Annotated in this window: 19 protein-coding genes and 1 pseudogene; 13 read left to right on the top strand and 7 right to left on the bottom strand. The window is 74.1% G+C overall.

The genetic code is table 11. The annotated features are described in order from the left end of the window. The first annotated feature begins 339 nt into the window (after positions 1-339). Both pdxH and F0L17_RS10495 read left to right on the top strand, forming a co-directional pair. Positions 340-1,065, top strand: coding sequence for a pyridoxamine 5'-phosphate oxidase (pdxH, locus tag F0L17_RS10500; protein ID WP_420802406.1), 726 nt, complete (start codon positions 340-342; stop codon positions 1,063-1,065). Between the two features lie 401 nt (positions 1,066-1,466). Next, the gene (locus tag F0L17_RS10495) at positions 1,467-2,873 is read left to right on the top strand and encodes a PAS domain-containing protein (protein ID WP_338018032.1); all 1,407 of its coding nucleotides are present in this window, start codon (positions 1,467-1,469) and stop codon (positions 2,871-2,873) included. A gap of 76 nt (positions 2,874-2,949) precedes the next feature. Here F0L17_RS10495 and F0L17_RS10490 read toward each other — a convergent pair whose 3' ends face one another. Continuing rightward, positions 2,950-3,705 (bottom strand): SIS domain-containing protein, encoded by a 756-nt coding sequence (locus tag F0L17_RS10490; RefSeq protein ID WP_155070864.1) that lies wholly within the window; start codon positions 3,703-3,705, stop codon positions 2,950-2,952. 236 nt (positions 3,706-3,941) lie between these two features. Between F0L17_RS10490 and F0L17_RS10485 the strand changes: the two genes are divergently transcribed. Beyond that, positions 3,942-4,637, top strand: coding sequence for an iron-dependent transcriptional repressor DtxR (locus tag F0L17_RS10485; RefSeq protein ID WP_155070863.1), 696 nt, complete (start codon positions 3,942-3,944; stop codon positions 4,635-4,637). A 505-nt stretch (positions 4,638-5,142) separates the two neighbouring features. Next, positions 5,143-6,015, top strand: coding sequence for an alpha/beta fold hydrolase (locus tag F0L17_RS10480; RefSeq protein WP_155070862.1), 873 nt, complete (start codon positions 5,143-5,145; stop codon positions 6,013-6,015). Between the two features lie 132 nt (positions 6,016-6,147). Here the strand turns inward: F0L17_RS10480 and F0L17_RS10475 are convergent, their stop codons facing one another. After that, the gene (locus F0L17_RS10475) at positions 6,148-6,846 is read right to left on the bottom strand and encodes a bifunctional DNA primase/polymerase (protein ID WP_155070861.1); all 699 of its coding nucleotides are present in this window, start codon (positions 6,844-6,846) and stop codon (positions 6,148-6,150) included. Positions 6,847-7,097: 251 nt separating this feature from the next. Between F0L17_RS10475 and F0L17_RS10470 the strand changes: the two genes are divergently transcribed. Next, positions 7,098-8,486, top strand: coding sequence for an NsdA family TPR-like regulatory protein (locus tag F0L17_RS10470; RefSeq protein ID WP_155070860.1), 1,389 nt, complete (start codon positions 7,098-7,100; stop codon positions 8,484-8,486). Positions 8,487-8,655: 169 nt separating this feature from the next. Then, complete coding sequence (locus F0L17_RS10465) at positions 8,656-10,188, top strand: hypothetical protein (RefSeq protein WP_162466040.1); 1,533 nt, start codon at positions 8,656-8,658, stop codon at positions 10,186-10,188. 78 nt (positions 10,189-10,266) lie between these two features. On the opposite strand, the gene F0L17_RS10460 is transcribed toward F0L17_RS10465, so the two are convergent. After that, a complete protein-coding gene (locus tag F0L17_RS10460; protein WP_155070859.1) occupies positions 10,267-11,559 on the bottom strand; it encodes an ABC transporter substrate-binding protein in 1,293 nt (430 codons plus the stop codon). Between the two features lie 180 nt (positions 11,560-11,739). Here F0L17_RS10460 and F0L17_RS10455 point away from each other — a divergent pair, with 180 nt between their 5' ends. Both F0L17_RS10455 and purU read left to right on the top strand, forming a co-directional pair. Beyond that, a complete protein-coding gene (locus tag F0L17_RS10455; RefSeq protein ID WP_238419323.1) occupies positions 11,740-12,177 on the top strand; it encodes an SCO4402 family protein in 438 nt (145 codons plus the stop codon). A 115-nt stretch (positions 12,178-12,292) separates the two neighbouring features. Beyond that, positions 12,293-13,186 carry a formyltetrahydrofolate deformylase gene (gene purU / locus F0L17_RS10450; protein ID WP_155070858.1) on the top strand — a complete coding sequence of 298 codons (894 nt, stop codon included), beginning with the start codon at positions 12,293-12,295 and terminating at the stop codon, positions 13,184-13,186. Positions 13,187-13,301: 115 nt separating this feature from the next. Here the strand turns inward: purU and F0L17_RS10445 are convergent, their stop codons facing one another. Both F0L17_RS10445 and F0L17_RS27030 read right to left on the bottom strand, forming a co-directional pair. Next, a complete protein-coding gene (locus F0L17_RS10445; protein ID WP_338018031.1) occupies positions 13,302-14,531 on the bottom strand; it encodes a maleylpyruvate isomerase N-terminal domain-containing protein in 1,230 nt (409 codons plus the stop codon). Next, positions 14,528-15,217 (bottom strand): RNA polymerase sigma factor, encoded by a 690-nt coding sequence (locus tag F0L17_RS27030; protein WP_238419321.1) that lies wholly within the window; start codon positions 15,215-15,217, stop codon positions 14,528-14,530. The genes F0L17_RS10445 and F0L17_RS27030 overlap by 4 nt, the downstream gene beginning before the upstream one ends. A 335-nt stretch (positions 15,218-15,552) precedes the next feature. Here F0L17_RS27030 and F0L17_RS10435 point away from each other — a divergent pair, with 335 nt between their 5' ends. Both F0L17_RS10435 and F0L17_RS10430 read left to right on the top strand, forming a co-directional pair. After that, the gene (locus F0L17_RS10435; RefSeq protein ID WP_338018030.1) at positions 15,553-15,927 is read left to right on the top strand and encodes an STAS domain-containing protein; all 375 of its coding nucleotides are present in this window, start codon (positions 15,553-15,555) and stop codon (positions 15,925-15,927) included. Between the two features lie 297 nt (positions 15,928-16,224). Next, entirely contained in the window at positions 16,225-16,776 is a 552-nt protein-coding gene (locus F0L17_RS10430; protein ID WP_338018029.1) for an ATP-binding protein, read from the top strand. Positions 16,777-17,061: 285 nt separating this feature from the next. Here the strand turns inward: F0L17_RS10430 and F0L17_RS10425 are convergent, their stop codons facing one another. Then, a complete protein-coding gene (locus tag F0L17_RS10425; RefSeq protein ID WP_155073446.1) occupies positions 17,062-18,204 on the bottom strand; it encodes a flavin-containing monooxygenase in 1,143 nt (380 codons plus the stop codon). 254 nt (positions 18,205-18,458) lie between these two features. Between F0L17_RS10425 and F0L17_RS10420 the strand changes: the two genes are divergently transcribed. Next, positions 18,459-19,733: a S8 family serine peptidase gene (locus F0L17_RS10420; protein ID WP_162466037.1), complete on the top strand. Its 1,275-nt coding sequence runs from the start codon at positions 18,459-18,461 to the stop codon at positions 19,731-19,733. A 243-nt stretch (positions 19,734-19,976) separates the two neighbouring features. Here F0L17_RS10420 and F0L17_RS10415 read toward each other — a convergent pair whose 3' ends face one another. Continuing rightward, complete coding sequence (locus F0L17_RS10415; protein ID WP_155070856.1) at positions 19,977-20,624, bottom strand: TetR/AcrR family transcriptional regulator; 648 nt, start codon at positions 20,622-20,624, stop codon at positions 19,977-19,979. Between the two features lie 128 nt (positions 20,625-20,752). On the opposite strand from F0L17_RS10415, the gene F0L17_RS27485 reads away from it, so the two are divergent. Both F0L17_RS27485 and afsK read left to right on the top strand, forming a co-directional pair. Continuing rightward, entirely contained in the window at positions 20,753-21,763 is a 1,011-nt protein-coding gene (locus F0L17_RS27485; protein ID WP_155070855.1) for a VOC family protein, read from the top strand. A 234-nt stretch (positions 21,764-21,997) separates the two neighbouring features. Further along, positions 21,998-24,545, top strand: a pseudogene (afsK, locus tag F0L17_RS10405) (protein serine/threonine kinase AfsK). Positions 24,546-24,684 lie beyond the last annotated feature (139 nt).

Here is a 24,684-nt window from a genome sequence, read left to right as displayed (position 1 = left end):
GTGTGGTTCGGCGGATGGGCGGCGGCCGGCCCGAGGGGGCGGTCGGCCCCGTCGGTTCCGCACCGGCCCGGACGGCCGCCGCGGGGCCCGCGTTCGGGTCGGTGCCCGGCACGCCCCCGCCGCCGGTGGGCTGCCGGCGGCGGCCGGGCGGTGACCGGTCGGCCACGATAACCCGCGTGTGCGGCGGCCACAGCCGTCCGGCCTGCGATTCTTTCCGGTTCAGTGGAAGCGGGGAAAGGTGAGATGCGGCACACTCGTGGTTTCCCCGCGTCCAGGTGTACGGAGCGCGGTGAGCGGGCAGACTCGTCCGCCACCCCGTGTGACCGCCGCGCGCCGGGGATGCTGCAAGATGAACGCGTGCCCCATGCCGACGACGCAGCCAGAGAAGCCCGCGCCCACCAACCGCACCTGGATCCCGCCGCGATGCGGGCCCACTACCGTGCCGAGGGGCTGTTGGAGGAGGACCTCGCCCCGACCCCGTACGGGCAGTTCCTGCGCTGGTTCGAGGAGGCCGTGGCCGCGGGACTGTACGAACCGAACGCGATGGTCGTCTCCACGGCGGACGAGCGGGGCCGGCCCAGCTCCCGCACGGTGCTGCTCAAGCGGTTCGACGAGAGCGGCTTCGTCTTCTTCACCAACCATCTCTCCCGCAAGGGCCGCGAGATCGAGGTCAACCCGTACGTCTCGCTGCTCTTCCCCTGGCACGCGATCGCCCGCCAGGTGATCGTCTCGGGGCGGGCCGAGCGCGTCGGCCGGGACGAGACGGCCGCCTACTTCCGCACCCGTCCGCACGGTTCACAGCTCGGGGCGTGGGCCAGCGACCAGTCCGCGCCGTTGGAGTCCAGGGCGGAGCTGGACCGTGCCTACCGGGAGCTGGCGGCCCGCTATCCGGAGACGGAACGGGTCCCGGTGCCGCCGCACTGGGGCGGCTACCGCGTGGTGGCGCGGACCGTGGAGTTCTGGCAGGGCCGGGAGAACCGCCTCCACGACCGGCTGCGCTACGTCCGCGCCGGTGCCGGTCCGGGGGAGGGCGCGGTCTGGACGGTGGAGCGTCTGGCGCCCTGAGCCGGGTGCCCCGCCCGTCCGGTCCTGCCCGGGGAGCCGGGCCGAGGACGCAGACGACCCGCGGGCCTGGCCCCTGTCGCGCCGTGGCGCGGCAGGAGGTCGGTCGGACGTACCGACAGCCCGCGGGTCGGGTGACTGCTGGGAATTGGCCGGCGGCGCCGGCATCACGTCGTGACGTCGGCCTCCTAGGCCGCAGCCACCTCACGCGTCCGGTTGCACATCATCTGCCGAACCACCTCCCTTCTCGTGTACTTCGACGCTATGTGGCACAAGGGACAAGGGCAAGCGAATTTCGGGGGTACAACGATTTTCCGCAATCGCGTGTGGGCTGGGTCACGCCCGCGTTCTAATGATCGGGAGTGCAGTTGCGCGCAGCGTCCAGGTCCAGCCGGGGGTGCCAGGTGACCGCTCAGTCCGAGACCCACTTCGAACACGGTGCCGGTGAGGGAGACGACCTACGGGGCGGCTCCGCCGGCTCCGGGGGCGATCCGTTGCTCACCGCGCTGCTGGACGGGATGGACGCGGGGCTGTGCGCCTTCGACGCCGACGGCGTCGTCACCCACTGGAACCGTGAGGCCGAGCGCATCCTGGGGTGGACGAAGGAGGAGGCCGTCGGCCGCCGGGGCCTGGCCGGGTGGGCGGTCCGCAGCGCGGACGCCGAGCACGTCGAGGCCCGGCTGCTCGACGCGATGAACGCCCCCGGCCGCCGGGTCCACGAGTTCGCGCTGCTGCGCAAGGACGGCGGACGGGTGCTGGTGCGGGTCCAGTCCTCCGGGGTGCGCGGCGCGGACGGCCGGCCGTCCGGTGTGTACTGCGCGTTCAGCGAGGTGCGCACCCAGATCGACCTGGAGCGGTCGATCGCCCTGAGCGAGGCGCTGTTCGACGGCGCCTCCTGGGGAGTGGTGCTGGTCGACGCCGACCTGCGCCCGGCCGTCGCCAACGAGCACGCCGCCCGCGCGCTGCGCACCGGCCGCGCGGAGATGCTGGGACGGCCGCTGGGCGAGCTGGTGGGCGAGGGCGTGGAGGAGTTGGAGAGCGCCCTGCAACACGTATTGGCCGCCGGACCGCCGCCCGACCCGGCGGAGCTGTGGGTGACGCTGCGCACGGACACAGGCGGCCGGGCGGGCGAGGGCGGCGGCGCCGGGCCCGGCGCCGGGGACGCCCGCCGCTGTTGGCGCAGCGGTTTCCTGCGGCTGGTCTCGCCGATGGCCGAGGAGACCCCGGTGCCGCTGGGCGTGGCGTGGTTCTTCCTGGACGTCACCGAGGCCCGGCGGACCGAACAGGAGGCGGCGCGGTTCCGGTTCCGCGGCAACCAGTTGCACCGGGCCACGCGGGCCGCGGCCGAGTGCGAGGACCCGATGGAGGCCGTGGCCGTCCACCTGGACTACTCCCTGGCCGGCTTCGCCGACCACGCGCTGCTGGACCTGGCGGTCGGCGGGGCCGACGACTCCCCGGTCCGGCTGGTCCGCACCGTCGAGGCGCCGTCGCAGGGCACGGTGTCGACGGGCGTCCCGGCGTGCTACCCGCGTGACCACCCGGCGTTCCAGGCGTACGACCGCTGCGGCCCGGTCCGCACGAGCGTGGGCGGCGCGGCGGCCGAGGGGTGGGCCAAGGCCCGCAGGTGGCCGGACGGCATGGTGCACGGCCTGTGCGTGGTGCTGCGCAGCCGGGGCCGTTCGCTGGGCGTGTTGACGTTCCTGCGGGGATCGAGCCGCCGCGCCTTCGACCGCGCGGACGCCGTCCACGCGGAGGGGGTGGCGGACCGGGTCGCCGCCGCGGTCGACCTGGCCCGTGCCCTGGCCCCGTGAGCCGGTCCGGTTCCCGGCCCGGTCCGCCGCGGTCGGTCCCACTGCGGCCGGGCTCCGGCGGCGGTGGGACCGGGCCTCAGCGGCGGTGGAAGACGCGGTCCGCGTGCTCGGTCAGCACCCGCTCGTTCCACGCGTGGCCGCCGTCGACGTTCCCCGAGCGCAGCAGGGGCGGGGTGATGCCGCGGGCGACCAGTGCCTGGGCCGCGCAGGCGACGATCGCCTGCACGATCGCGCTGGTCACCACCGTGGAGGCGGGGGCGAAGGGGGCGTCGATGCCCTGGGCGGTCAGCTCCGCGTCGCCGACGGCGATCTTGCTGTCGACGACGATGTCGCAGTGGTCCTTCAGGAAGGTGCCCAAGGGGTTGCGCGGCGTGGTGGCCTCGGCGTACGCCACCGACGTCACGCCGACCACCCGCAGACCGAGCTCCCGGGCGCGGGCCGCCATCTCCACGGGCAGCGCGTTGCGGCCCGACAGGGAGATCACCACCAGGACGTCCCCGGAGCGAGCCGGGGACGTCTCCAGCGCCGCCGAGGCCAGGCCCGTCACCCGCTCCAGCGCGCTGCCCAGGGTGGCGGGCCGGACGTCGACGCCGACCGTGCCGGGCACGGACAGGAGGTTCACCACGGCCAGGCCGCCGGCCCGGTAGACCACGTCCTGGGCGGGCAGGGACGAGTGGCCGGCGCCGAAGGCGAAGATCCGTCCGCCGGTCGCGAAGGCGTCGGCGATCAGTTCTCCGGCCGCCGCGATGCCGGCGGCCTCCTCCTTCCGAACCCGCTCCAGCAGTTCCACGGCCGCGTCGATGAACCGCTCGGCCGGTCCGTTCCCGTCCATGTCCGTACGGCCTTCCGTCGTCGGGGCGCCGCGGGACGCACGGGGCGGCAGGCCCCACACCCCGGCGCGCGCCCCGGAGACACCCCGTGGCGCAGCGATCACGATGAGGTCCGGACCAGTGCGCCGTCAATACGGCGCGACGGTGCGAACGGTGTCCGACGGATCGGGACCGGTTGTCGTCCGCATGCGTCAGAATTGGATTCCAGGGCCACCGCACGAACCGACGAGGGGCACGCATGTCCGGACTCATCGACACCACGGAGATGTATCTCCGCACGATCCTGGAGCTGGAGGAGGAGGGCGTGGTCCCCATGCGTGCCCGGATCGCCGAGCGGCTCGACCAGAGCGGGCCGACGGTGAGCCAGACGGTCGCCCGCATGGAACGCGACGGTCTGCTCACGGTCGCCGGCGACCGGCACCTGGAGCTGACCGAGGAGGGCCGCCGGCTGGCGACGCGGGTGATGCGCAAGCACCGCCTGGCGGAGTGCCTGCTGGTGGACGTGATCGGCCTGGAGTGGGAGCAGGTGCACGCGGAGGCGTGCCGCTGGGAGCACGTGATGAGCGAGGCGGTCGAGCGCCGCGTGCTGGAGCTGCTGCGGCACCCGACCGAGTCCCCGTACGGCAACCCGATCCCGGGGCTGGAGGAGCTGGGCGAGCCCTCGGAGGCCGGTCCGTTCCTGAGCGACGACATGGTGAGCCTGTCGGATCTGGACACCGACGCCGACGGCAAGACGGTCGTGGTGCGCCGGATCGGCGAGCCGATCCAGACGGACGCCCAGTTGATGTACACGCTCCGCCGTGCCGGTGTGCAGCCGGGCGCGGTGGTCAGCGTGACGGCGGGCGCGGGCGGGGGTGTGCAGGTCGGCAGCAGCGGGGAGGCCGCGGAGCTGACGCCCGAGATCGCCACGCACGTCTTCGTCGCCAGGCGCTGAGCGCCCGCCGCGGCCGTCCCGTTCGCGTCCGGGTCCGAAAGCGGTGGAGTTGTGCGTAACGGGGGGCGCCGGCGGTCGTGTCGTGACACGCTTTCCGTGACGCGCGTGTGGAGACGGAAGGGGAGCCGTCCATGGGTCTGTCGGACCACCGGGGTCCCGGCGCCGTCACCGGCGGCCGGGACCCCGCCTCCCCGTGTCCCCCCTTCCCGCTGCCCCCCGATGCGACTCTGGGCCCCGACCTCCCAGGGTCGCTCCCCGCGGGCCCTTGTCCCCGAGTGGCCCGCCTCCCGGTAGCTGTCTCCCCCCGGCCCCCGGGGGTGACACTCGCTGAGTGTCACTCAAAAGTGGGGTGTTGCACGTCGGATGAGCTTGTTCGAATAAAGGTTCGATAGCGTGACGTCGGTGGACGACGTGACGGAAGACGCGGCGATCGGCGTGACGGATGGCGTGGCGAACGGCACGGCAGGCGGACGAGCGGACGGGAGGGGTGGGGGTGCCAGGACGCATGGTTCGACGCATCAACGTCAGGGGGGCGGGCGGTCTGCGGCTCGCGGCCTGGGAGTTCGCCGACCCGCCCAAGGGCGCGCAGCCAGGAGGGGAGGACGGACAGGCGCCGAGCGTGCTGCTGCTGCACGGCCTGATGGGCCGCGGTTCCCACTGGGCGGCCACCGCCCGCTGGCTCTCCGGCAGCTACCGTGCCGTCTGTCTCGACCAGCGCGGCCACGGCCGCAGTGACAAGCCCACCGACGGCCCGTTCGACCGTGAGGCGTTCGTCGCGGACGCCGAGGCCGTGATCGAACAGCTCGGCCTCGCCCCCGTGGCGGTCGTCGGTCACGCGATGGGCGCGCTGACGGCCTGGCAGCTCGCGGCCAAGCGCCCCGACCTGGTCCGCGCGGTGGTGATCTGCGACATGCGGGCCTCGGCGCTGGGCAAGCGCTCCCAACGGGAGTGGGAGCAGTGGTTCGCCACCTGGCCGGTCCCCTTCGCCACGCTCGCGGACGTCCGCCGCTGGTTCGGCGAGGAGGATCCGACGCTGGAGCGCCCGAACCCGGCGCGCGGCGACTTCTTCGCCGAGGTGATGGCCGAGCGCATGGACGGCTGGCGCCCGGTGTTCTCCCGCCGACAGATGCTGATGATCCGCCAGACGTGGGTGCACGAGGCGTACTGGGACGACCTGACGCAGGTCCGGTGTCCCGCGCTGGTCGTCCGGGGCCTCGACGGGAAGCTGGGACGGGCCGAGGCGCAGGAGATGGTCCGCGTGTTGCCGCGGGGCTCCTACGCCGAGGTGGACGGTGCCGGGCACCTCGTCCACTACGACCGGCCCGAGCAGTGGCGGCAGGTCGTCGAACCCTTCCTCCAGGGAGCGCTGCCCGCCTGAGCCGTCCGGACCGGCGCCGGGGGCGGCCGGTGGTCGGAAGGTTCGACGGCCGGTCCGGTGACCGGCCGTCCCCCCTCGGGTTCCCGAACGTCCCGAGGCCCGCCGCCACGGCCCCGGGTCTCGGTTTCCCGGTCAGCCCTCGCGCGTGGCGGCGTCGCGCCCGCAGGCGTACGCCAGCGGCTGGATGATCTCCTCGGCGTCCGGGAGCCAGCGGTTGGCGGCCGTCGGCTCCCGGACCCACAGCACCGAACCGCGCGTCCCCACCCGGCTCGGCGGAGCCGCCACCCAGTCGCCGTCGCCCCGTGCCGCCATGTCGACGCGGCTCGGCGACCAGCCCAGCTTCCGGACCAGGTCGGGCACCTTGGCGGCGCCGCCCGGCAGGACGAAGAAGAACATCCGCCCGTCCGGTGTGCCGGTCACCGGACCGATCTGCAGTTCCATGCGCTCCATCCGGGCCAGCGCCAGACAGCCCGTGGTCTCCGACACCTCGATGGCGTCGAAGGTCCGTCCGGTGGGCAGCAGCACCGACGCGTACGGGGTGTCCTCCCACATGCGTCGCACGGCCGTCGCGCTGCCGGTCGCCTGTGCCGTCCAGTCCGGGCGTATGGGGTGGGCGCCGGGCGTCGGGCAGTCGGACGTACCGCAGGAGCAGCGCGGCGTGCCCCTCGTGACCTCCATCCAGGCGCCGGGGACGACGTCCCAGTGCCGCTCCTCCGCGTACCGCACCGCGTGGTCGATCGTCCTGCCCGTCGGTACCACCGGATCTCTGCCGACTGGGCGTGGAATGTCCTGATTGATGGTGACGGATGTGGTCGATGATGTGATGTTCATGGCCTCCTCCACGACGATCACAACTTATCCCGTGACGAAGGGTTACGGCCCGGGGATCGGTGTGGACGGGGGTACCGATCCGACACATGGGGCGCACGGGTGCACGGGCGGGGGCGCGTGTAGGGAGCGGCCGTCCGGGGTGGGTAGTTCCAGTGCGGCGCGGTGCCGGAAATCTTGGCATATGCCTCCAGCGCCGCAGTCAGGCAGGACGGACGACGTGCACGGGGACGTGCACCAGGGAGGGGGACCGTATGGCCGCGAGGCCGTTGGTCGCACGACAGCCCAACGAGCGGCTGCAGGCGCTCATCCAGGAGGCGGGCTGCTCCAACGCCGGCCTGGCCCGCCGCGTCAACATGTGCGGCGCCGAGCACGGGCTCGACCTGAGGTACGACAAGACCTCCGTCGCCCGCTGGCTGCGCGGGCAGCAGCCGCGCGGCCGGGCGCCGGCCGTGATCGCCGAGGCCCTGGGGCGCAAGCTGGGCCGGACGGTCACGGTGGAGGAGATAGGCATGGCCGGCGGCCGGAGCATGGCCGCCGGGGTCGGCCTGCGGTTCGCCACCTCCGTGGCGGGGGCCGTGGAGCAGGCGTGCGAGCTGTGGCGCAGCGACGTGGGCCGCCGCGATCTGCTCACCGCCCAGTCGGCGGCCTTCTCGGCGCTGGTGGAGCCCAGCCGCGACTGGCTCATCACCGCCCCCGACCCCCAGGTGGCGCGCGCCTCCGGGCCGCGCGTGGGGAGCTCGGACGTCCAGGCGGTGCGGGAGACCACCGCCGCCCTGTCCGAACTGGACCACCGCTACGGCAGCGGACACGTCCGGCCGGTCGTCGTCCACTACCTCAACAGCGTGGTCTCCGGGCTGCTGACGGGCTCCTACTCGGAGGCCGTGGGGCGCGAGCTGTTCGGCGCGGTGGCCCGGCTCAACGAACTCGCCGGCTACACGGCCGTGGACACCGGGCAACCGGGCCTGGCGCAGCGGTACTACATCCAGGCGCTGCGGCTGGCCCAGGCCGCCGACGACCGGGCGTACGGCGGCTACGTGCTGGCCGCGGGCATGAGCCACCTCGCCGCCTCGCTCGGCACACCGCGCGAGATAGCCCAACTCGCCCGTGCCGCCCAGGAGGGCTCGCGGGGGAAGGCGACCCCGCGGGTGCAGGCGATGTTCCACGCGGCCGAGGCGCGCGGCCACGCCCTGCTGGGCGACGCCCGCACGTGCCAACTCGCCGCGGGACGGGCGCTGGCGGCGTTCGACCGCGCCGAGTCGGCGACGGACACGGGCGACGACCCGGAGTGGATCGCCCACTTCGACGCCGCCTACCTGGCCGACGAACTCGCCCACTGCCACCGGGACCTGAACCAGCCCACCCCGGCCCAGCGCCGTGCCGAGGAGGCCCTGGCGGGGCTCCCCGAGCGGCGGACGCGGCGGCGCGCGATCGACCTGCTGCTGCTCGCCACGGCGCGGTTGCAGCAGCGGGAGTTGGAGCACGCCTGCCACGTCGGTGGCCAGGCGGCCGAGTTGCTGGCCGGGCTCCGCTCGGAGCGTGGCGCGGAGTACCTGGACGACTTCCGCGGGCGCCTGGAACCCCATCAGGGGGAGCCGGTGGTACGGGAGTTCTCCGAGCGGCTGACGGCGATGGCCGCCTGAGGACGGGCGGGGCGGGGGCAGGAAAGGAGACAAGCGGGGGACGTCGGGAGGTTTCACCCCGGTTGGAAGTGGGGAGAATGCGCAGCCCTCCGGGGGACGTGGTGGACCGTGTGGACGACCCGGTAGCGTGAGCCGACGGTTCTGGCAGTCGGGTGAACGAGGAGTCCCGGTGACGACGCACGGCCGAGAGGGCGACGAGGCACACGAGGGTGTGGTCCTGCCGTCGAACGGTGACCCGTGGGCTCCCGGCCACGGTGACTCCCGACGTACGGGGCCGCCCTCGGGGCAGCCCTGGGGACAGCCCTGGGGCCCCCAGGGACAGCCCGCGCAGGCCCCCCTGCCTCCGCAGGCCCCCCCGCCGCCCCCGCAGGCGCCTCCTCGGCCGTACTCCCAGCCGCCGCAACAGCCACCGGCCCGGTCGGAGGACCCGGAGTGGTACGGGCAGCAGCACCCCCGGCAGGCCCCGCAGCCGCCGTCGCACGCCCCGGCCCAGGGCGCGACGCCCGGCGCCGCCGACGAGACGCAGGTCCTGCCGCCGATATCCCCGGCCGGTCCTCCGCCCCCCGCGGAACCGACGTCCTCGGCGCCTTTGGTGTCCGGCGGGGGCGCCCCCGTCCCGGACGGCGGTGACGACGCGACCCGGGTCATCAGACCGGTGTCCGCCGGCCCGCCCCCGGAACGGGACACCGAGAGCACCACGGTGCTGCGCAGGCCGCTGTCGCCGGAGAGGAAGCCCGCGCAGCCCCCCGGGAGCGCGCCCTCGGCCTCGGGCGCGGTTCCCCCGCCGTCCCCCGGCGCCCCGTACGGAACCCGTCCCGGCGCGGTGGGCGGCGGTTCCCCGCACTCGGACTTCGAAGGGCTGTTCCGGTCCGACGCGCGGACGGACGGCTCCCCGGGGGGCCTGCCCGCCGACGCCACCCGGCAGCTTCCCCCCGTCGACCCGTCGGGCGCTCCGCCGTTCCCGCCGTACGGTGGCGGCGGTCACGGGCACGGCGGTGACCGCGGGGGGTACGACCGCCCGTCCCCCGGGCGGGACTCCGGCGAGCGGCGCGGCATACCGCGCCTCGCGGTCGCCGGGATCGTCGTGGTGGGCTGTGCCGTCGTGGGACTGGCCGCCGGGGCGGCGATGACCGGCGGTGACAGCTCCGCTCCGCTGCCGCAGGCGAAGGCGTCGGCCCCCGCCCCGGGCGGCGAGGAGTCGCCGTCCCCGTCGCAGTCGTCGCCGTCGCCGTCGCCCACCGTCGATCTGGCCGAGGTCCAGGCGAAGGAGTTGGACAAGCTCCTCGCCGACAGCAACAACAGCCGCAGCGCGGTCATCCGGGCGGTCGAGAACATCAAGAAGTGCGAGAAGCTGGGCAAGGCCGCCTCCGACCTGCGGGACGCCGCCCGCCAACGCAACGACCTGGTGAGCAGGTTGAACGAGTTGGAGATCGACCGGCTGCCCGACCACCGGAAGCTGGCCGACGCCCTCACCCGGGCGTGGCGGGCGTCGGCCACGGCGGACAACCACTACGCGGCGTGGGCCGACCAGGTCGCGGGCAAGAAGGGCTGCCCCAAGGGCATGGCGAGGACCACGAGCAGCACGGCGGAGGGCAACAAGGCCAGTGGCGTGGCCACGGCGGCGAAGAAGGAGGCGGCCGGGTTGTGGAACCCGACCGCCCGCCGGTACGGCCTGCCCGAGCGGCGGTACGGGCAGCTGTAGGGCGTCCGCCGTCCGGACCGGGCGCCGTCCCCGCGACCGGCTCTCCGGGAGCCCCCGGCAGCCGCCGCCGCGCCCGGCTCAGCCGCCGGCCGGGGTGGCCTCCAGCGTGCTCCGCACGTCCACGAACCCGTCCCGGACCTGGGCCAGCCTGCCCTCCCTGACCTGTTGGAAGGTCACCATCGAGTTGACCAGCCGCGGATGGTCGCGCACGGCGAGCAGGTCCTCGTAGCGCCAGCTCAGCTTCGGGGTCAGCCCTCCGGTGTCCACCGGGGGCATGCTCTCCAGGGCGCGCTGCACGGACCTGGCCGTGACGGTCCCCTCGACGTTCTCCAGGGCGGCCCGCAGCACGGTGTAGGCGATCCAGGTGGTCTGGACGCCCGGGTCGTTCGGGTCGATCCGGTTGTCGCCGAAGGCGTGCTCGCGGACGACCTCCCGCATCGCCCCCCAGCGCGGGTCGGAGGAGACCGGGTACCAACCGGTGGCGTACGCGCCCTCCCAGCGGCTGTCCGGCCCGCCCGTGGCGTCCACGAGGGACTGCCGGACGCTGCCGAGCACCGAGGCGATCCGCACCTCGGTGCCGCCGTCCAGCCGTCGGAAGGAGTCGAAGAAGGTGTCCGTGCGGCCGCCGAGCACGGCGGTGACGCAGGCACCGTCGGCGTCCGCGTCGGCGGAGCCCGCGTCGACGCCCACTCCGGTCAGCGCGCGGCGGGCCTGGTCGGCGTAGGCGGAGGCGTCCTCCGGGGCCCGGACGTCGGTGGCCGGGTTCCGGCCGCCCTCGGCCAGGCCGGCGTTCAACAGATCGGGGAGCCGGTCGCCCGCGACGGTGTCGGGGCGCACCAGGGAGACGTGCTCGCAGTGCTCGGCGAGCTGGTGACCGTTCCCGGCGAGCAGGGTCGACTGGCCTCCGTTGACGGGGTAGGAGAACGGGCTGGTGAACTCCTCGTCGGTGACGCCGTAGCCGCCGATGTAGGGGATGCCGGCCGACTCCAGGGCCGGCATGAAGGTGCGGCCGTGCTGGCTGTAGGAGCCGACCACCGCCACCGCCCCCTCCTCGCGGGCCCGGTTGGCGCACCGGGCGGCGCTCACCGACTCGTTGTGGTCGTTGCAGGTGAGGACCCGGAGCGTGCGGCCGCTGATGCCGCCGGTGGCGTTCACCCAGCGCGCGTACGCCTCCGCCATGGCGGGCATCCCCGGCATGTCGGTGGCCCCGGTGTCCTGGGGGGCCCAGGTCATCACGGTGACGGTGCCCTCGTCGGCTCTCGCGTCACCGGGCAGCATGCCGCAGCCGGTGAGCAGGGACGCGCAGACCCCCGTGGTGGCGGCGAAGGCGGTCAGGATCCGGGCGGAACGTATGCGACGCCGTGCGGTCATGTCCGGGAACGATTCCGCGCCGGTTGTAACGGGCGAGTGATGAAAGGTCAACGGAGGGGGACGACCGGGTGAACAGCGGGGGCCGTGAAGATCACCGGGAGACGGGACGTACGATCGACCATCGTGCAGGCAACGGAGAGGACTTTCCGCCGCGGCGGTCGTTCGAGCACCATGGACGGCATGCCGCGCACCGACATGCCCTGGTGGCGCTGGCGCACCCACGTGCGCTCGGCGCTGCACATGCTCTCCGACCCCGTCTTCCAGCAGGAGTGCTGGCTGACGGGGCGCCCAGGGTACGGCGACGTCACGGACGCCGTCTACCGACTGGTCGAGGACACCTGGTTGGACAACTGGTCCGCCGACAAGTACATAGGCACGATCTTCCGCGACGCCCAGGAGGCCGCGCTCGTCGACGTGGCGGTGCTGCGCGTCCTGCGCATCATGCACCAGGTCGGGGCGGACGCCCCGGTCACGGCCTACCTGGAGCACCAGGGCTGGCCGGAGGCCGTCCGCGCGGCGCGCGACGCCCACGTCCTGCTGGCCACGAACGACGGCGACGACCCGGACCTGCCGCCCGTCTCCCTCGATGTGCTGGTGGCCGCGCTGAGGACCGCCTAGCCCGGCGCCCGGCCCGACCCGATTCCCGGGGCCGACTCGTGGGGGCGGGACGGGCGCCGGGGCGAACGGGGACATCGCGATCGGCCGCACCGCCGGGTGTGCCACGCTTGTGCACATGACCCAGCCGCAGCCCACCGCCGCCCCGGAAGCACCGGAACGGACCCAGCAGTACATCCTGACGCTCTCGTGCCCGGACAAACAGGGCATCGTGCACGCCGTCTCCAGCTATCTCTTCATGACCGGTTGCAACATCGAGGACAGCCGGCAGTTCGGGGACCACGACACCGGGCTGTTCTTCATGCGGGTGCACTTCAGCGCCGGGACGCCCGTGACGGTGGAGAAGCTGCGGGCCAGCTTCGCGGCGGTGGGCGACTCCTTCGGCATGGACTGGCAGATCCACCGCACCGACGAGAAGATGCGCGTGGTCCTGATGGTCAGCAAGTTCGGACACTGCCTGAACGACCTGCTGTTCCGCACCCGCATCGGCGCGCTGCCGATCGAGATCGCGGCCGTGGTCTCCAACCACACCGACTTCGAGGAACTGGTCTCCTCCTACGGCATCCCCTTCCACCACATCCCGGTCACCAGGGACACCAAGCCCGAGGCCGAGGCGCGACTGCTGGAGCTGGTGCGCGCCGAGGGCGTGGAACTGGTGGTCCTGGCCCGCTACATGCAGGTGATCTCGGACGACCTCTGCAAGGAGCTGTCCGGCCGGATCATCAACATCCACCACTCGTTCCTGCCGAGCTTCAAGGGCGCCAAGCCGTACCACCAGGCCCACGCGCGCGGTGTGAAGCTGATCGGCGCCACGGCCCACTACGTGACGGCGGAGCTGGACGAGGGGCCGATCATCGAGCAGGAGGTGGAGCGGGTCGGGCACGAGGTCACGCCCGAGCAGCTCGTGGCCGTCGGCCGCGACGTGGAGTGCCGGGTGCTGGCGCGCGCGGTGAAGTGGCACAGCGAGCACCGGGTCCTGCTCAACGGGCACCGCACGGTGGTCTTCGCCTGAGGTCGCACCCCACCGGGCCGTTTCGCCGGTCGTTCCGACGGGCGCGCGGGACCGCGACCCCGCGGAAGCCGGGGCGGCCCGGAGCGGCCCGGGACGGCGGCGCGCGGAGCCGCTCTCAGAGCCTGGAGAGGGAGAACAGGGCCCACAGGGCGTCGCGCACCGCCTCCTCGTCCCCCTCCCGGCCCGCGGCCACCTCCTCGGGAGAGACGTGCCCGGCCGCCAGCCGGCAGAGTTCGGTGTCCTCCAGCGCCAGGTGGGCCACCGTGTGCTCGGGGCCGGCGAGGGCGGCGGGGGAGTCCAGCGGGACGTACCAGTCGCCGCCGCCCCGCCCCTCGACCTCCAGGTGGAGGGTGCGGCCCGGGGCGCCCGCCGCCGTCAGCCGGCGTGGCGGGGCGGCCAGTCCGGCGCGCCGACGGTTCGCCAGCGCGGTGGGCAGCCGTCCGGCGACGAGGCCGACCATGGGGGCGAGGTGTTCGGGCGCGGGCGGACCGTAGGGGTAGTCGACCGCGGTCGCGATGTCCTCCGCGTGGATCCAGCACGCGAACGCCCGCCCGGCCAGCGCCTCGGGCATCGGCCGCCGGAAGTCGGTGAAGTCCACCGTCTCCTCCGCCGTGTCCGGCGCCCCGAGGGCCGCGACGCGCACGATGTTCCTGCTCTGGGTGCGCCACTTGTTCCGCACGAACGGCGGCCCGTGCTGCCGACAGCGTTCGATGGCCGCCTCGGTGCGGTCGCCGACGGTGCGCGGCGCGCCGGGACCCAACGGGTCCGGCAGACCGAGCGTGGTGGCCACCAGGCCGTCGACCGAGCCGAGGTGGGCGAGCACCCCGCACAGCGTCAGCGTGCGCTCGCCGGTCGCCCAGCGCAGCGTGACCGGGGCGTTCCACTCGGACTCGCCCATGTCGCGCAGGAGCGCGTCGAGCCGGGCGGTCTCGGCGTCGTACGGTGCCGCCCACCGAGGCAGCGGCACGTCGGCCGGCCGGCGACGCAGGCACGCGTCGACCACCCGCGAGCGCAGCCCGGGGCCGGGATCGAGGGGCTCGTCGCGCCGCATCAGACCCACCGCCTCGCGCAGCCGTTCGGCCTCCTCGGCGCACTCCGGGCACCGGGGCAGATGGGCCTCGACGGCCGCGGTCTCCTCGACCGAGCAGGCGGCCATGGCCCACGCGCCCAGCAGCGACTTCAGCGTGGCGTGGTCGTGTTCGTGGCCGTGTTCGTGGGCAGCGCCCCCGGCCGGGTGCCCGCCGGTGGAACCCGAGTTCCCGGGCAGGTCGTCGGCGGCGGCGCGCGGTGGTGGTATGCGCGGTACGCGCGGTACGTCCCCGCCCGTGCCTCCGGCGCCGGTCACGACGCCCTGCCCGAACCGGTCCCCGTGCCGTCGGTCCGTCCCGCGTCGCCCTTCGCGTCCGCGTCGCCCTTCGCGTCCGCCGCGCCCGCCGTCCCCGGCGCGGGGCGTGCCGTGGCCGTGGAGAGCAACTGGAGTCCCAGGCGCAGCCTGCGCCGTGCCTCGTCCTCGCTCACGCCCATCTCGGCCGCGGCCTCCCGGTAGTCCCGGTGCCGTACGTAGACCAGCTCCAACGCCGTCCGCAGCGGGCCGGGCATGGCGGTGACCACGCGGTCGGCGCGGGCGGCCGCCGACGCGGCGCGGGCGCGTTCCACCAGGCGGCCGGGGGAGTCCCCGTCCGGTCCGGGGGCGTCCTCTACCCGCTCCCCCAGGCCGCGCATGGCCCGCCGGTGGGTGAGTTCGGTGAGTCGGGAGCGGAGTGGTCCGTGATCCGGGGAGTGGGCCGGGGGGTCGGCCCACAGGTCGGCGAAGACCTCGACCAGGACCCGGCCGGCGGCCTCCTCGTCGTCCAGGAAGCGCAGGGCCAGGCCGTACACCATCGGGGCGTGGGTGTCGTACAGTTCGGCCAGGGCGGCCTCCTCGCCGCGCGCCAGCCGGCGCAGCGTCTCGTGCTCGCGGTCGGCACCGGTGTCGGTGCCCGTTCCGGGTCGCGTCGTGCCGGGTGTCTCGTCGGACGTTCCGTTCGCCATTCCCACCCCCAGCCCCTCCTGCTCATCTCGAATGTAATGGCAGTGACTGACAGGATGCCTGCCTTTACGGCGATGTGCCCTGGGCGGTGGTTGCGCATGGTGGCGATTGCACTGGTTTGCGCCCCTTGGCGTTGATCGATCCGGACCTCTCCTGTCCGGGTTCGCGGCTGTGTTATGCGGGTGTGACCGGAAGTGGGGAGAGGTGGAGACCCGATTCGACATAGGGTCGTGGTTTGCAGTTGTCGTGACGGAGGTCGGCAGGGGCGGCCGACGGAGGAAAGGACGGGGAAGGAACCGTTCCGGTCGGTGTCGGCGGATGAAGGGACTACGGACACGTGTCGTTGAAGGTGATCGAGGAGAACCGTGGGGAGTGGGCCGTCCTGCGGGTGTCGGGCGAGCTGGATCTCGTCACCTCGCCGACCGTGCGCCAGCACGTGCACGACGCCGTGGCCGACGGCCGCCGGAGTCTCGTGCTCGACCTGTCGCAGGTGTTGTTCTGCGACTCCAGCGGTGTCGGCGTCCTCATAGCCTCGCGCCGGCTGATGCGCTCGTGCGCCGGTCGGCTGCGCCTGATCCTCCCCGCCCGGGGCGCGGTGGAGGGATCCCACGTCAACCGGGTGCTCGCCGCGCTCGGCGTTCGGCGGCTCTTCGACTGCTACCCGGACCTGGCCGCGGCCACGGACGAGGCCGCGAGCCCCCTCAGCGCCTGAGGGATCTCGGCGCCCGGCGAACGCCGCCCTTCCCGGCCGCCGACCGTCCGCCGCCGACCGTCCGCCGTCGACGGACCGCCCGCGCGCGGTGAGCGCGACGGACACCGGGCCGGGGTGTTCGACTTCCCGCCCGGGGCGTCGCACAGTATGCGGGGGACATACTCCTTTGCGCCGGAATATGCCTGAAGCGCTTGTTGTGGCGGTGGCCGGTCCATCAGTCTGTCCTGCACCGGGGGAACGGACGGTGGCCTCGCGTCGGCGCGCGGCCATGTGCCCCGGCCATGGATGGTGTGAAAGGTGCAGATGCTTCAGGTTCAGCTGGAGGTCGGAACCGATCCCAAGGAGGTGGGCAGAGCCCGCAGATGGGCTCGCTCCCGACTCGTCGACCTCGGCATGGAGCCGGACGAGTCGCTCTCGGAGACGTTGGTGCTGCTGGTCTCCGAACTGGTCACCAACGCCGTGGTCCACACCGGACGGCCCGCCGTGCTGCGCATGGCCCTGTCCGGGTGCCTGGTGACGGGCAGTGGGACGGTGCGGATCGAGGTCGTCGACGCCTGCGCCGTCCCACCGCGCAGGTGCAGGGCCGACGGAGACGACACCCACGGTCGCGGCCTGGAGTTGGTCGGAGGGCTCGCCGACCGCTGGGGCTGGCGGTGCGAGGGATCGGGCAAACGCGTCTGGTGCGAACTGGACCGGGGGTGTGGCGCCGCGTCGGCCGGGGCGGGAGCGGGAGCGGGCACCGGAACGGGCACCGCCGGGGAGGTCGAGTCCACCGCTTCCACCGCGTCCACCGAGGGGTTCGTGGAGGCACCCCGCGACCGTCCGGCCGTCCAACCGGCCCGCACCTGACGGCGGTTCCCCCATCTCCGCACGGAACTTCGGGTCATGTGTCCGCTCCGGACGGGGTATGGGTGAGGTGTTGACGGATCATCACGATTTGACCACCCTTGTGGCAGCGATTCCGTCGCGAGGGGACGTCGAGGCACCCCGGTGCCTCGGCGAGTGCGGATCGCGGCCGGCGCCGGCCGCCCCGACAGGAGGGGCGGAGCCCGAGCGCCGGAGCCGGGTGGCGGTCCGCCGTGCCGCGCTCGGGGTGTGCACCGGCGCACCGCCACCCGCCGCCTCGCCCGCCGGTCACTCCGTCGTCGTGCGGGCGACGGCGCGGGCGATCTTCCGCGCGTCGATGGCCAGTTCGCGGAGCATGCCGCTGATGGGGTTGCCGTAGCCGGTGAAGTACAGGCCCGCGGCGGTCGGCAGGGTACGGCGGCCCTGGACGCGCGGCCGTCCCCGCTCGTCCAGCACTCCGAGGTGGCCCACCATCTCCTCCAGGCCGCGCCGGTAGCCGGTGGCGGCTATGACGACGTCCGGAGTGATCGCGGCGCCGTCCGCCAGCCGGACCTCCCCGCCCTCGAAGGACTCCACGGCGGCGACCGGCTCTATCGACCCCCGGCGCACCGCCTTCACGAAGCCGGTGTCCTGCACGGGGATCGCCCCCTGCCGCACGCGTGTGTAGAGACCGGCCTCCGGGCGGGGCAGACCGTACCGCGACAGGTTCGGCAGGGAGGCCCTCGCCAACCCGCGCGCCATGCCGTCCACCACGCGCACCGGCAGCCGTCGTACCGCGATGGCGGTGGCCTGCGCGGGCCAGCCCAGTGTGGAGCGGCGCACGATGTGCGGCGGGGTGCGGACGGCGAGCCGCACCCGCGCGGCGCCGCCCTCGGCCAGGTCGAGCGCTATCTCGGTGCCCGTGTTGCCGGTGCCGACGACGAGCACGTCCCGACCCGCGTACGGCTCGGGGTCGCGGTAGGAACGGGCGTGCAGCAACTCGCCCGTGAAGGAGTCCCGTCCCGGCCAGTCGGGAACGCGCGGGGTGTGGTTGTGGCCGGTGGCCACCACGACCACCGGTGAGTTCAACTCCCGGCCCCCGTTGGCGCGCAGCAGCCAACTCCCGTCGTCGTTGCGGTCGATCCGGTTGACCTCCACCCCCGTCGCCACCTCCAGCCGGTGGTGGCGGACGTACGCCTCCAGGTAGCGCACCAGGTCGTCCCGGCGCACCCAGCGCCCGTACGAGCGGGGTATCGCCATGCCGGGGAGCGCGGAACGACGGCGCGTGGTGTGCAGCCGCAGCCGGTCGTAGTGGCCGCGCCAGGAGGCTCCGACGGCGTCGGACCTCTCCAACACGACGGAACGTATGCCGCGGCTTCGGAGCGCCGCCGCGGTGGCCAATCCGCCCGGCCCCGCCCCGATGATGTGCACGGGTCTGCTGTCGTCGGACATGGGCATGGCGATGAGTCTATGCCCCGCTTCCTCCCCGGGGCGCCGGTACCCCGGGCCGGGGAGGAAGCGGCGCACGGGAAGGCTGGTCGTAGGAGGCGCCCGGGGCGGCGGGCACGGCGGGGGCGAGGAGTCCGCCGGCGGAGCGCGCCCGGCACCGACGTGCCGTGGCACCCCGGTGTCTCCCCCTGACGCGCCGTCGGCTACAACCGTGGACACCCGTTCGAAGACAACCTCCCGACAGAGAGACTCACACGGTGCAGAAAGACAGAACCCCCGGAAGACGCGGAAGATCCCGCACGGCCTTCGGTGCCGCGCTGGCGGCGCTCGTCCTCACCGGCACCACCGCCGCCACGGCCGGGGCCGCCACCCCCGGCCCCGAGGCCCCCCTGGGCACCGTCCGCGGCGCGGACGCGTCGAACGCGGTGGACGGCGAGTACATCGTGGTGCTGAAGGACTCCGGCACCACCGCCCGAACCCTCCGGGCCCCCGACGACGTGCGGGAGAAGGCCGAGGAGCTGACCGAGTCCCTCGGCGGCGAGGCGCGACGCACGTACGCCACCGCCCTGAAGGGGTTCTCGGTCGAGGCCACCGAGAAGCAGGCGCGACGCCTGGCCGCGCACCCCGATGTCGCCTACGTGGAGGCCAACCGCGTCGAACGCGGCGACGACCTGCCGGCCGGCCAGGGCACCGAGGACGCGCAGGCCGACCCGACCTGGGGGCTGGACCGCGTCGACCAGCGCAACCTGCCGCTCGACGGGCGGTACGAGTACGACACCGAGGCGTCGAACGTCACCGCGTACATCATCGACTCCGGCATCAACATCGCCCACAGGGACTTCCAGGGGCGCGCCTCCTACGGCTACAACTTCGTGGACGGCACCAGGACGGCGTCCGACTGCCACGGACACGGCACGCATGTGGCGGGCACCGTGGGCAGCGCGACGCACGGGGTGGCCAAGGGCGTGAGGCTGGTGGCGGTGAAGGTGCTCGACTGCCGGAACTCCGGCACGACCGAGGGCGTGCTGGCCGGGTACGACTGGGTCGCGAGGAACGCGGTCAGGCCCGCCGTCGCCAACGTCAGCATCGGCGGCTCCGCGAGTGACGCCAAGGACGCGGCGGTGCGGAAGATGGTCCAGGCCGGGATCACCGTCACGGCCTCGGCGGGCAACAAGTCCACCCTGGCGTGCGACCAGTCCCCGGCCCGCGAGCCGTCGGTGCTCACCGTCGCGGCGACGACCTGGGAGGACGCCAGGGCGAGCTGGTCCAACCACGGCTCCTGTGTCGACATCTTCGCGCCGGGGTCGTCCGTCCTCTCCCTGGGCATCGACTCCAAGACGGCGACCAGGACGATGAGCGGCACGTCGATGGCGGCGCCGCACGCGACGGGCGCGGCCGCGCTGTACCTGTCGGAGAAGCCGGAGGCCTCTCCGGCGGAGGTGAGGGGCGTGCTGAAACTCCTCGCGACCATCGGACGGGTGACGGACGCGGGCGTGGGCTCGCCCAACAGGCTGCTGTTCACCAACTTCTGAGCGGGTCCCGCGCCGGGGACGCCCCGCCGCGACGCGGTGGTCCCGGACGACCGGTGACAGGGGCCGGTCGTCCGGGGCGGGCGGCGAGGACGGCGGGACGGCGGGACGCAGCCGAGGGCAGCCGGGAACGACCGGAAACGGTCGGGAACGGCCGGGGACGACCGGGGCGGGAGTACGGGCGACGGTCGGCCGCCGCGCGGACGGGGCCGGCGCTCGGATCCGTCGGCGGTGGGCCCGGGACGGCTAGCGGGTGGGCTTGCGGCCGGTGACGCCCAGGTAGAGGAGGAAGGCGAGGGTCGGTTTGAGATCGGCTCGCTTGGCGCCCCAGCTCTGGACGCTCTTCTGCTGCCCGGCCACCGCGGCGAGCATCGAGACCAGTGATCCGGCGACGGCCTGCGGACTGACCTCCTGATCCGCCCGGCCCTTGGACTGGAGCTCCTCGATGGAGTCGGAGAGCGGGCCGGTGAGGTTGCTGAGAACCTTCGTGCGGATCTTGGAGAAACGTTTATCCCCCTCGGCCGCGCCCAGATCCACCACGCGCAGGATCGCGTCGTTGCGCTGCCAGAAGGAGAGGAAACCGTCGACCAGCTCCTCCGCCGTCCGCCGTCCCGCCTTGCCGGCCCAGGAACGGTCGGTGACGAGTTCGGCCAGGGAGGAACTCTCCCGGGCCATCGTGTCGGCCAGCTCCAGGACGGCGCCCTCCACGTCGGGGAAGTACTGGTAGAAGGTGGCGGGAGAGGTCCCCGCGCGCCGCGCGACGTCGATCACCCGGACGTCGCGATAAGGGGAGGAGGCGAGCATCTCGTCCAGGCAGTCGAGCAGCTTCTGCCGCGTCGCCTGGCCGCGCCGCCCGGCCACCCGACCGTCAACAGTTCGTACTTGTCCTGTCATGTCGTCAGCTTACCGAGGGCTGATCGGCTCGCGATTCGGCCGACCCAAATGGGGTGTCCTCCTGCATACGAGGTGATACGCGGCTAGCGTTCCCGTAACGGGACAGGATCGTACGGAAGGATCCGGAGATGGCCGTTGCCGGAGGCGCCTTCGTCGAGGGCGAACCCTGCTGGGCGGACGTGATGCTCCCCGACCCGGAGGCGGGCAAACGCTTCTACGGTGGGCTGTTCGGTTGGACCTTCGGCCCTCCGGCACCGCCCGAACGGGGGTCCTACACCATCGCCCTCCTGGAGGGCTCACGGGCCGCCGCGCTCTCGCACAAACCGGACGGCAGGCTGCCCACGGCGTGGACCGTCTACTTCGCCACCCCCGACGCGGCGGCCACCGCCGCGCGCATCCGTGCCGCGGGCGGACAGCTCGTCACCGAGCCCGTTCCGATCGGCGGGGCGGGGACGATGGCGACGGCCGTCGATCCGGGCGGCGCCGCCTTCGGACTCTGGCAGCCGGGATCGCTGACCGGCTTCGAGGTGGTGGGCGATCCCGGCGCGTACGTGTGGACCGAGGTGTGCACCCGGGAGAAGGCGCCGGTGGACACCTTCTACGCGCGGGTCTTCGGCTACGGCCTGCGTCCGGCGGGAGCGGGCGGAGCACCGACCGGCGGGCTCGGCGGGACCGACACGACGGACGGGACCGGCGGGCCGGGGGAGGCCGGAGAGGCGGCCGGAGAGGCGGTCGGAGAGGGGGTCGGAGAGGTGGAGGAAGTGGCGGAGTCCGCCGAGGCCGAGACCCTGGAGGAGTTCGGAGCGGTCCGGGAGGGCGAGGCCCCGACCGACACGGGTGTCGCCGGGGACGACGCCGACGCCGTCATGCTCTGGGCCCTGCCCGGCGATCCGGTGGACGACGAGCACGCCGTCGGGGCCCGTACGATGATCGACGACACGTACCCGGTGGAGATGCCCGCCCACTTCCTCGTCTACTTCGCGGTCGCCGACTGCGAGGCGTCCGTCCGCGCGGCGGTGCGGCTGGGCGGCCGCACGGTCCGGGGGCCCGAGGACTCGCCCCACGGCGGACGCCACGCCGTCCTCGTCGACGACCAGGGCGCACGCTTCGGGGTCCTGGAGACCCCCGTGGCCGGCTGAGGATTCCCGGGAAGCGCGCGGCGGGCGTACGGCGGGCGCGCGGGCGCCGCGAGGGGCCGCGCCGGGAGCGGAGAGGGCGGGGAGAGGGGCGAGGAGGGGGCGACTCACCGCCCCCGAGTTCGCAACCGCGGGCTCCGCCAGGAAGAATCGCAGTCGGACCGCGGGACCGGTACGGCGGTGGGAAGCTGCACGGGGCGGCGCGATCGTCGACCCCTACGGGGAGGTGGCAGGCAAGTGGTGGAGCAGCTGACGCAGCACGATCCGCGGCGGATCGGCCCGTTCGAGGTGCTCGGCCGACTCGGCGCCGGAGGCATGGGGCTGGTCTACCTCGCCCGCTCGGCGTCGGGGCGGCGCGTGGCGATCAAGACGGTGCGCTCCGAGCTCGCCGAGGACCAACTGTTCCGCGTCCGCTTCACCCGCGAGGTCGAGGCCGCCCGCGCGGTCAGCGGCTTCTACACGGCCGCCGTGGTGGACGCCGACCCGCGCGCCGCGGTGCCGTGGCTGGCCACCGCGTACGTGCCCGCGCCGTCCCTGGAGGAGATAGTCAACGAGTGCGGACCGCTTCCCGCGCAGGCCGTGCGCTGGCTGGCCGCCGGGGTCGCCGAGGCGCTCCAGTCCATCCACGGGGCGGGGCTGGTCCACCGCGACCTGAAGCCCTCCAACGTCCTGGTGGTCGAGGACGGCCCGCGAGTGATCGACTTCGGTATCGCCTCCGGGGTGTCCAACACCCGACTGACGATGACCAACGTCGCCGTCGGCACCCCTTCCTACATGTCACCCGAACAGGCGCGGGACTCGCGCAGCGTGACGGGCGCCAGCGATGTCTTCTCCCTCGGTTCCACCCTGGTCTTCGCCGCCACCGGGCACCCGCCCTTCCACGGCGCCAACCCGGTCGAGACCGTCTTCATGCTGCTGCGCGAGAGACCGGACCTGGAGGGGCTGCCCGACGAACTGCGGCCGCTGATCGAGTCCTGCATGCGCCCCGACCCCGAGCAGCGGCCCACCCCGGCCGACCTCCAGGCCCAGCTCGCCCCGCACCTGTTCTCCTCCGGCGGGGACGACAGCGGCACGGCCTCGGCATGGCTGCCCGGCGGCGCGGTGGCGCTGATCGAGCGGCACCGGGGCGGCCGGTCGCGCCCGGTGGGCCCGCCGTCCGGGGAACCGGGACACGGGCCCCGCCCCGAGCCCCACCCCGGCCCCCGGCACCGGGCCCCGCGGCACGCCTCCGCCCCGGAGCCGGCCGCGGCGGCGCGGCGCACGGCGGCGACTGGCGTCCCCGTCGTCCCCGCCGGTCGACCCGCGCGGCGGGGGAGCGCCCGCCGCGGCCGTGGCCGCCCCGCCCCACGGCGCGCCGATCCCACCGCCGCCCCCGTCGCCTCCCGCTCCTCCCCCGCACGCGCCGAACGACGGCCCCGTACGGCTGTCGGGCGCTCCGGTGCCCATCGGTCCCGGGCCGCGCCGCGTCCTGGGCCGCGAGCCGGAGGTCGGCGCCCCGACGTCATGGGTGCTGCGCGCGCCGAACGGCCCGAACGACCGGAGCGGCGGAACCGGGGGCGCGGGCGGCGGGGTCGGCGGTGGAGTCGGTGCCACCACCGGCGCCACCGGCGGCGCGACGGTGCCCCACGGCCCGTCCGCGGGCGACACCGCCGCCCCGCCGCGCTGGCGTCCGTGGCGCTTCCGGATGTCGAACGACGTGTGGGGCACGCCGGTCGTCGCGGACGGCCTGCTGTACGTCACCTCCTTCGAGGTCCACGCGCTGGACGTGGCCACCGGTCGCCGCCAGTTCAAGACCCGCGAGGTGGCCTGGTCGATGGCCGTCGCGGGAGGACGCGTCCATGCCTCCGACGGTCCCGGCCTGTACGCGCTGAACGCCCGGGACGGCTCCGAGCACTGGCGGGCGGCGGCGGACGGCTGGGTGTACGCGCTGGGCGCCGACCGCGGCACGGTGGTCACGGCCACCCGGGGCGGCGGCGTCCAGGTGTGGGAGGCCGCCACCGGGGAGAGGCTGTGGGAGCTGTCCGGCGCGCAGACCGAGTTCGAGACCGCCGAGGCGGGACCGGTGATCCGGAACGGCTCGGTCTACGTGTGGGGTGACGGACGGCTGTACGCGCTGGAGGCGCGCACCGGCGCCGAGCAGTGGTCGTACCCGGTCGGCGACACCTCGGCCACCGGCGGCGTCGCGGTACGGCTGCTCCCGGCCGACGACGGCGTGGTGTACGTGAGCGCGGGCTCGCGCGTCTTCGCCCTGGACGCGGCGACCGGCACGGAGCGGTGGCGCTTCGACGCGCCCGCCGCGTTCCTGTGCCCGCCGGCGTTCGTGCCGGGCGCGGCGATCGCCGGGGGCGGCGTCTACACGGTGGACTACCTCGGCACGGTGTACGCGCTGGACGCCGTCAACGGGCACGACCGCTGGCGGATCGCCACGGAGGCGCGCCAGTCCGTCGAACCGGTGGTGGTGGCCGACGGGCTGGTCCACCTGGGCAGCGGCAGCGCGCTCTACACCCTGGACGCCGTCAGCGGCACACCGCGCTGGCGCTTCGCGACGGGCGGCGAGATCACCGGGGCCCCGGTGGTGTCGGACGGCCGGGTCCACTTCGGCTCGACGGACCACTGCCTGTACACGGTGGACGCCGTCGGCGGACAGTTGCGTTGGAAGCTCGCCACGGAGGGCGAGATCACCGGATCCCCGGTGGCGGCGGACGGAGTGGTCTTCGCGTGCAGTCGGGACCGTTGCGTCTACGCGCTGGACGCGGCCAAGGGGACGGGACAGGCGCGCTCCTGAACGTCCGGGGCCGAGGCGGGGCGGGGCAGCGGGCTTCGGGCGCCCCGCCGTCCGGTCGTGCGCGGTTCCGGCGCCTCCGGGGGAATCCGCTCCCGACTCCCTCCGGGTGGAACCCCGGTGGGGGAGCGGCGCGTGAACC

This window comes from Streptomyces taklimakanensis (assembly GCF_009709575.1).
Classification (GTDB): Bacteria; Actinomycetota; Actinomycetes; order Streptomycetales; family Streptomycetaceae; genus Streptomyces; species Streptomyces taklimakanensis.
The sequence above is the reverse complement of the archived record's forward strand: the minus strand, read 5'-3'. Positions and strand labels throughout refer to the sequence as shown.

Excerpts from the sequence above, each read along its gene's own strand:
- F0L17_RS27030 (WP_238419321.1), bottom strand. The coding sequence starts at position 15,217 with ATGGCGAACGGAACGTCCGACGAGACACCCGGCACGACGCGACCCGGA.
- F0L17_RS10425 (WP_155073446.1), bottom strand. The coding sequence starts at position 18,204 with ATGTCCGACGACAGCAGACCCGTGCACATCATCGGGGCGGGGCCGGGC.
- F0L17_RS10470 (WP_155070860.1), top strand. The coding sequence starts at position 7,098 with ATGGCCGCGAGGCCGTTGGTCGCACGACAGCCCAACGAGCGGCTGCAG.
- F0L17_RS10480 (WP_155070862.1), top strand. The coding sequence starts at position 5,143 with ATGGTTCGACGCATCAACGTCAGGGGGGCGGGCGGTCTGCGGCTCGCG.
- purU (WP_155070858.1), top strand. The coding sequence starts at position 12,293 with ATGACCCAGCCGCAGCCCACCGCCGCCCCGGAAGCACCGGAACGGACC.
- F0L17_RS10485 (WP_155070863.1), top strand. The coding sequence starts at position 3,942 with ATGTCCGGACTCATCGACACCACGGAGATGTATCTCCGCACGATCCTG.
- F0L17_RS10455 (WP_238419323.1), top strand. The coding sequence starts at position 11,740 with ATGCCGCGCACCGACATGCCCTGGTGGCGCTGGCGCACCCACGTGCGC.
- F0L17_RS10490 (WP_155070864.1), bottom strand. The coding sequence starts at position 3,705 with ATGGACGGGAACGGACCGGCCGAGCGGTTCATCGACGCGGCCGTGGAA.
- F0L17_RS10475 (WP_155070861.1), bottom strand. The coding sequence starts at position 6,846 with ATGAACATCACATCATCGACCACATCCGTCACCATCAATCAGGACATT.
- F0L17_RS10415 (WP_155070856.1), bottom strand. The coding sequence starts at position 20,624 with ATGACAGGACAAGTACGAACTGTTGACGGTCGGGTGGCCGGGCGGCGC.
- F0L17_RS27485 (WP_155070855.1), top strand. The coding sequence starts at position 20,753 with ATGGCCGTTGCCGGAGGCGCCTTCGTCGAGGGCGAACCCTGCTGGGCG.
- pdxH (WP_420802406.1), top strand. The coding sequence starts at position 340 with ATGCTGCAAGATGAACGCGTGCCCCATGCCGACGACGCAGCCAGAGAA.
- F0L17_RS10460 (WP_155070859.1), bottom strand. The coding sequence starts at position 11,559 with ATGACCGCACGGCGTCGCATACGTTCCGCCCGGATCCTGACCGCCTTC.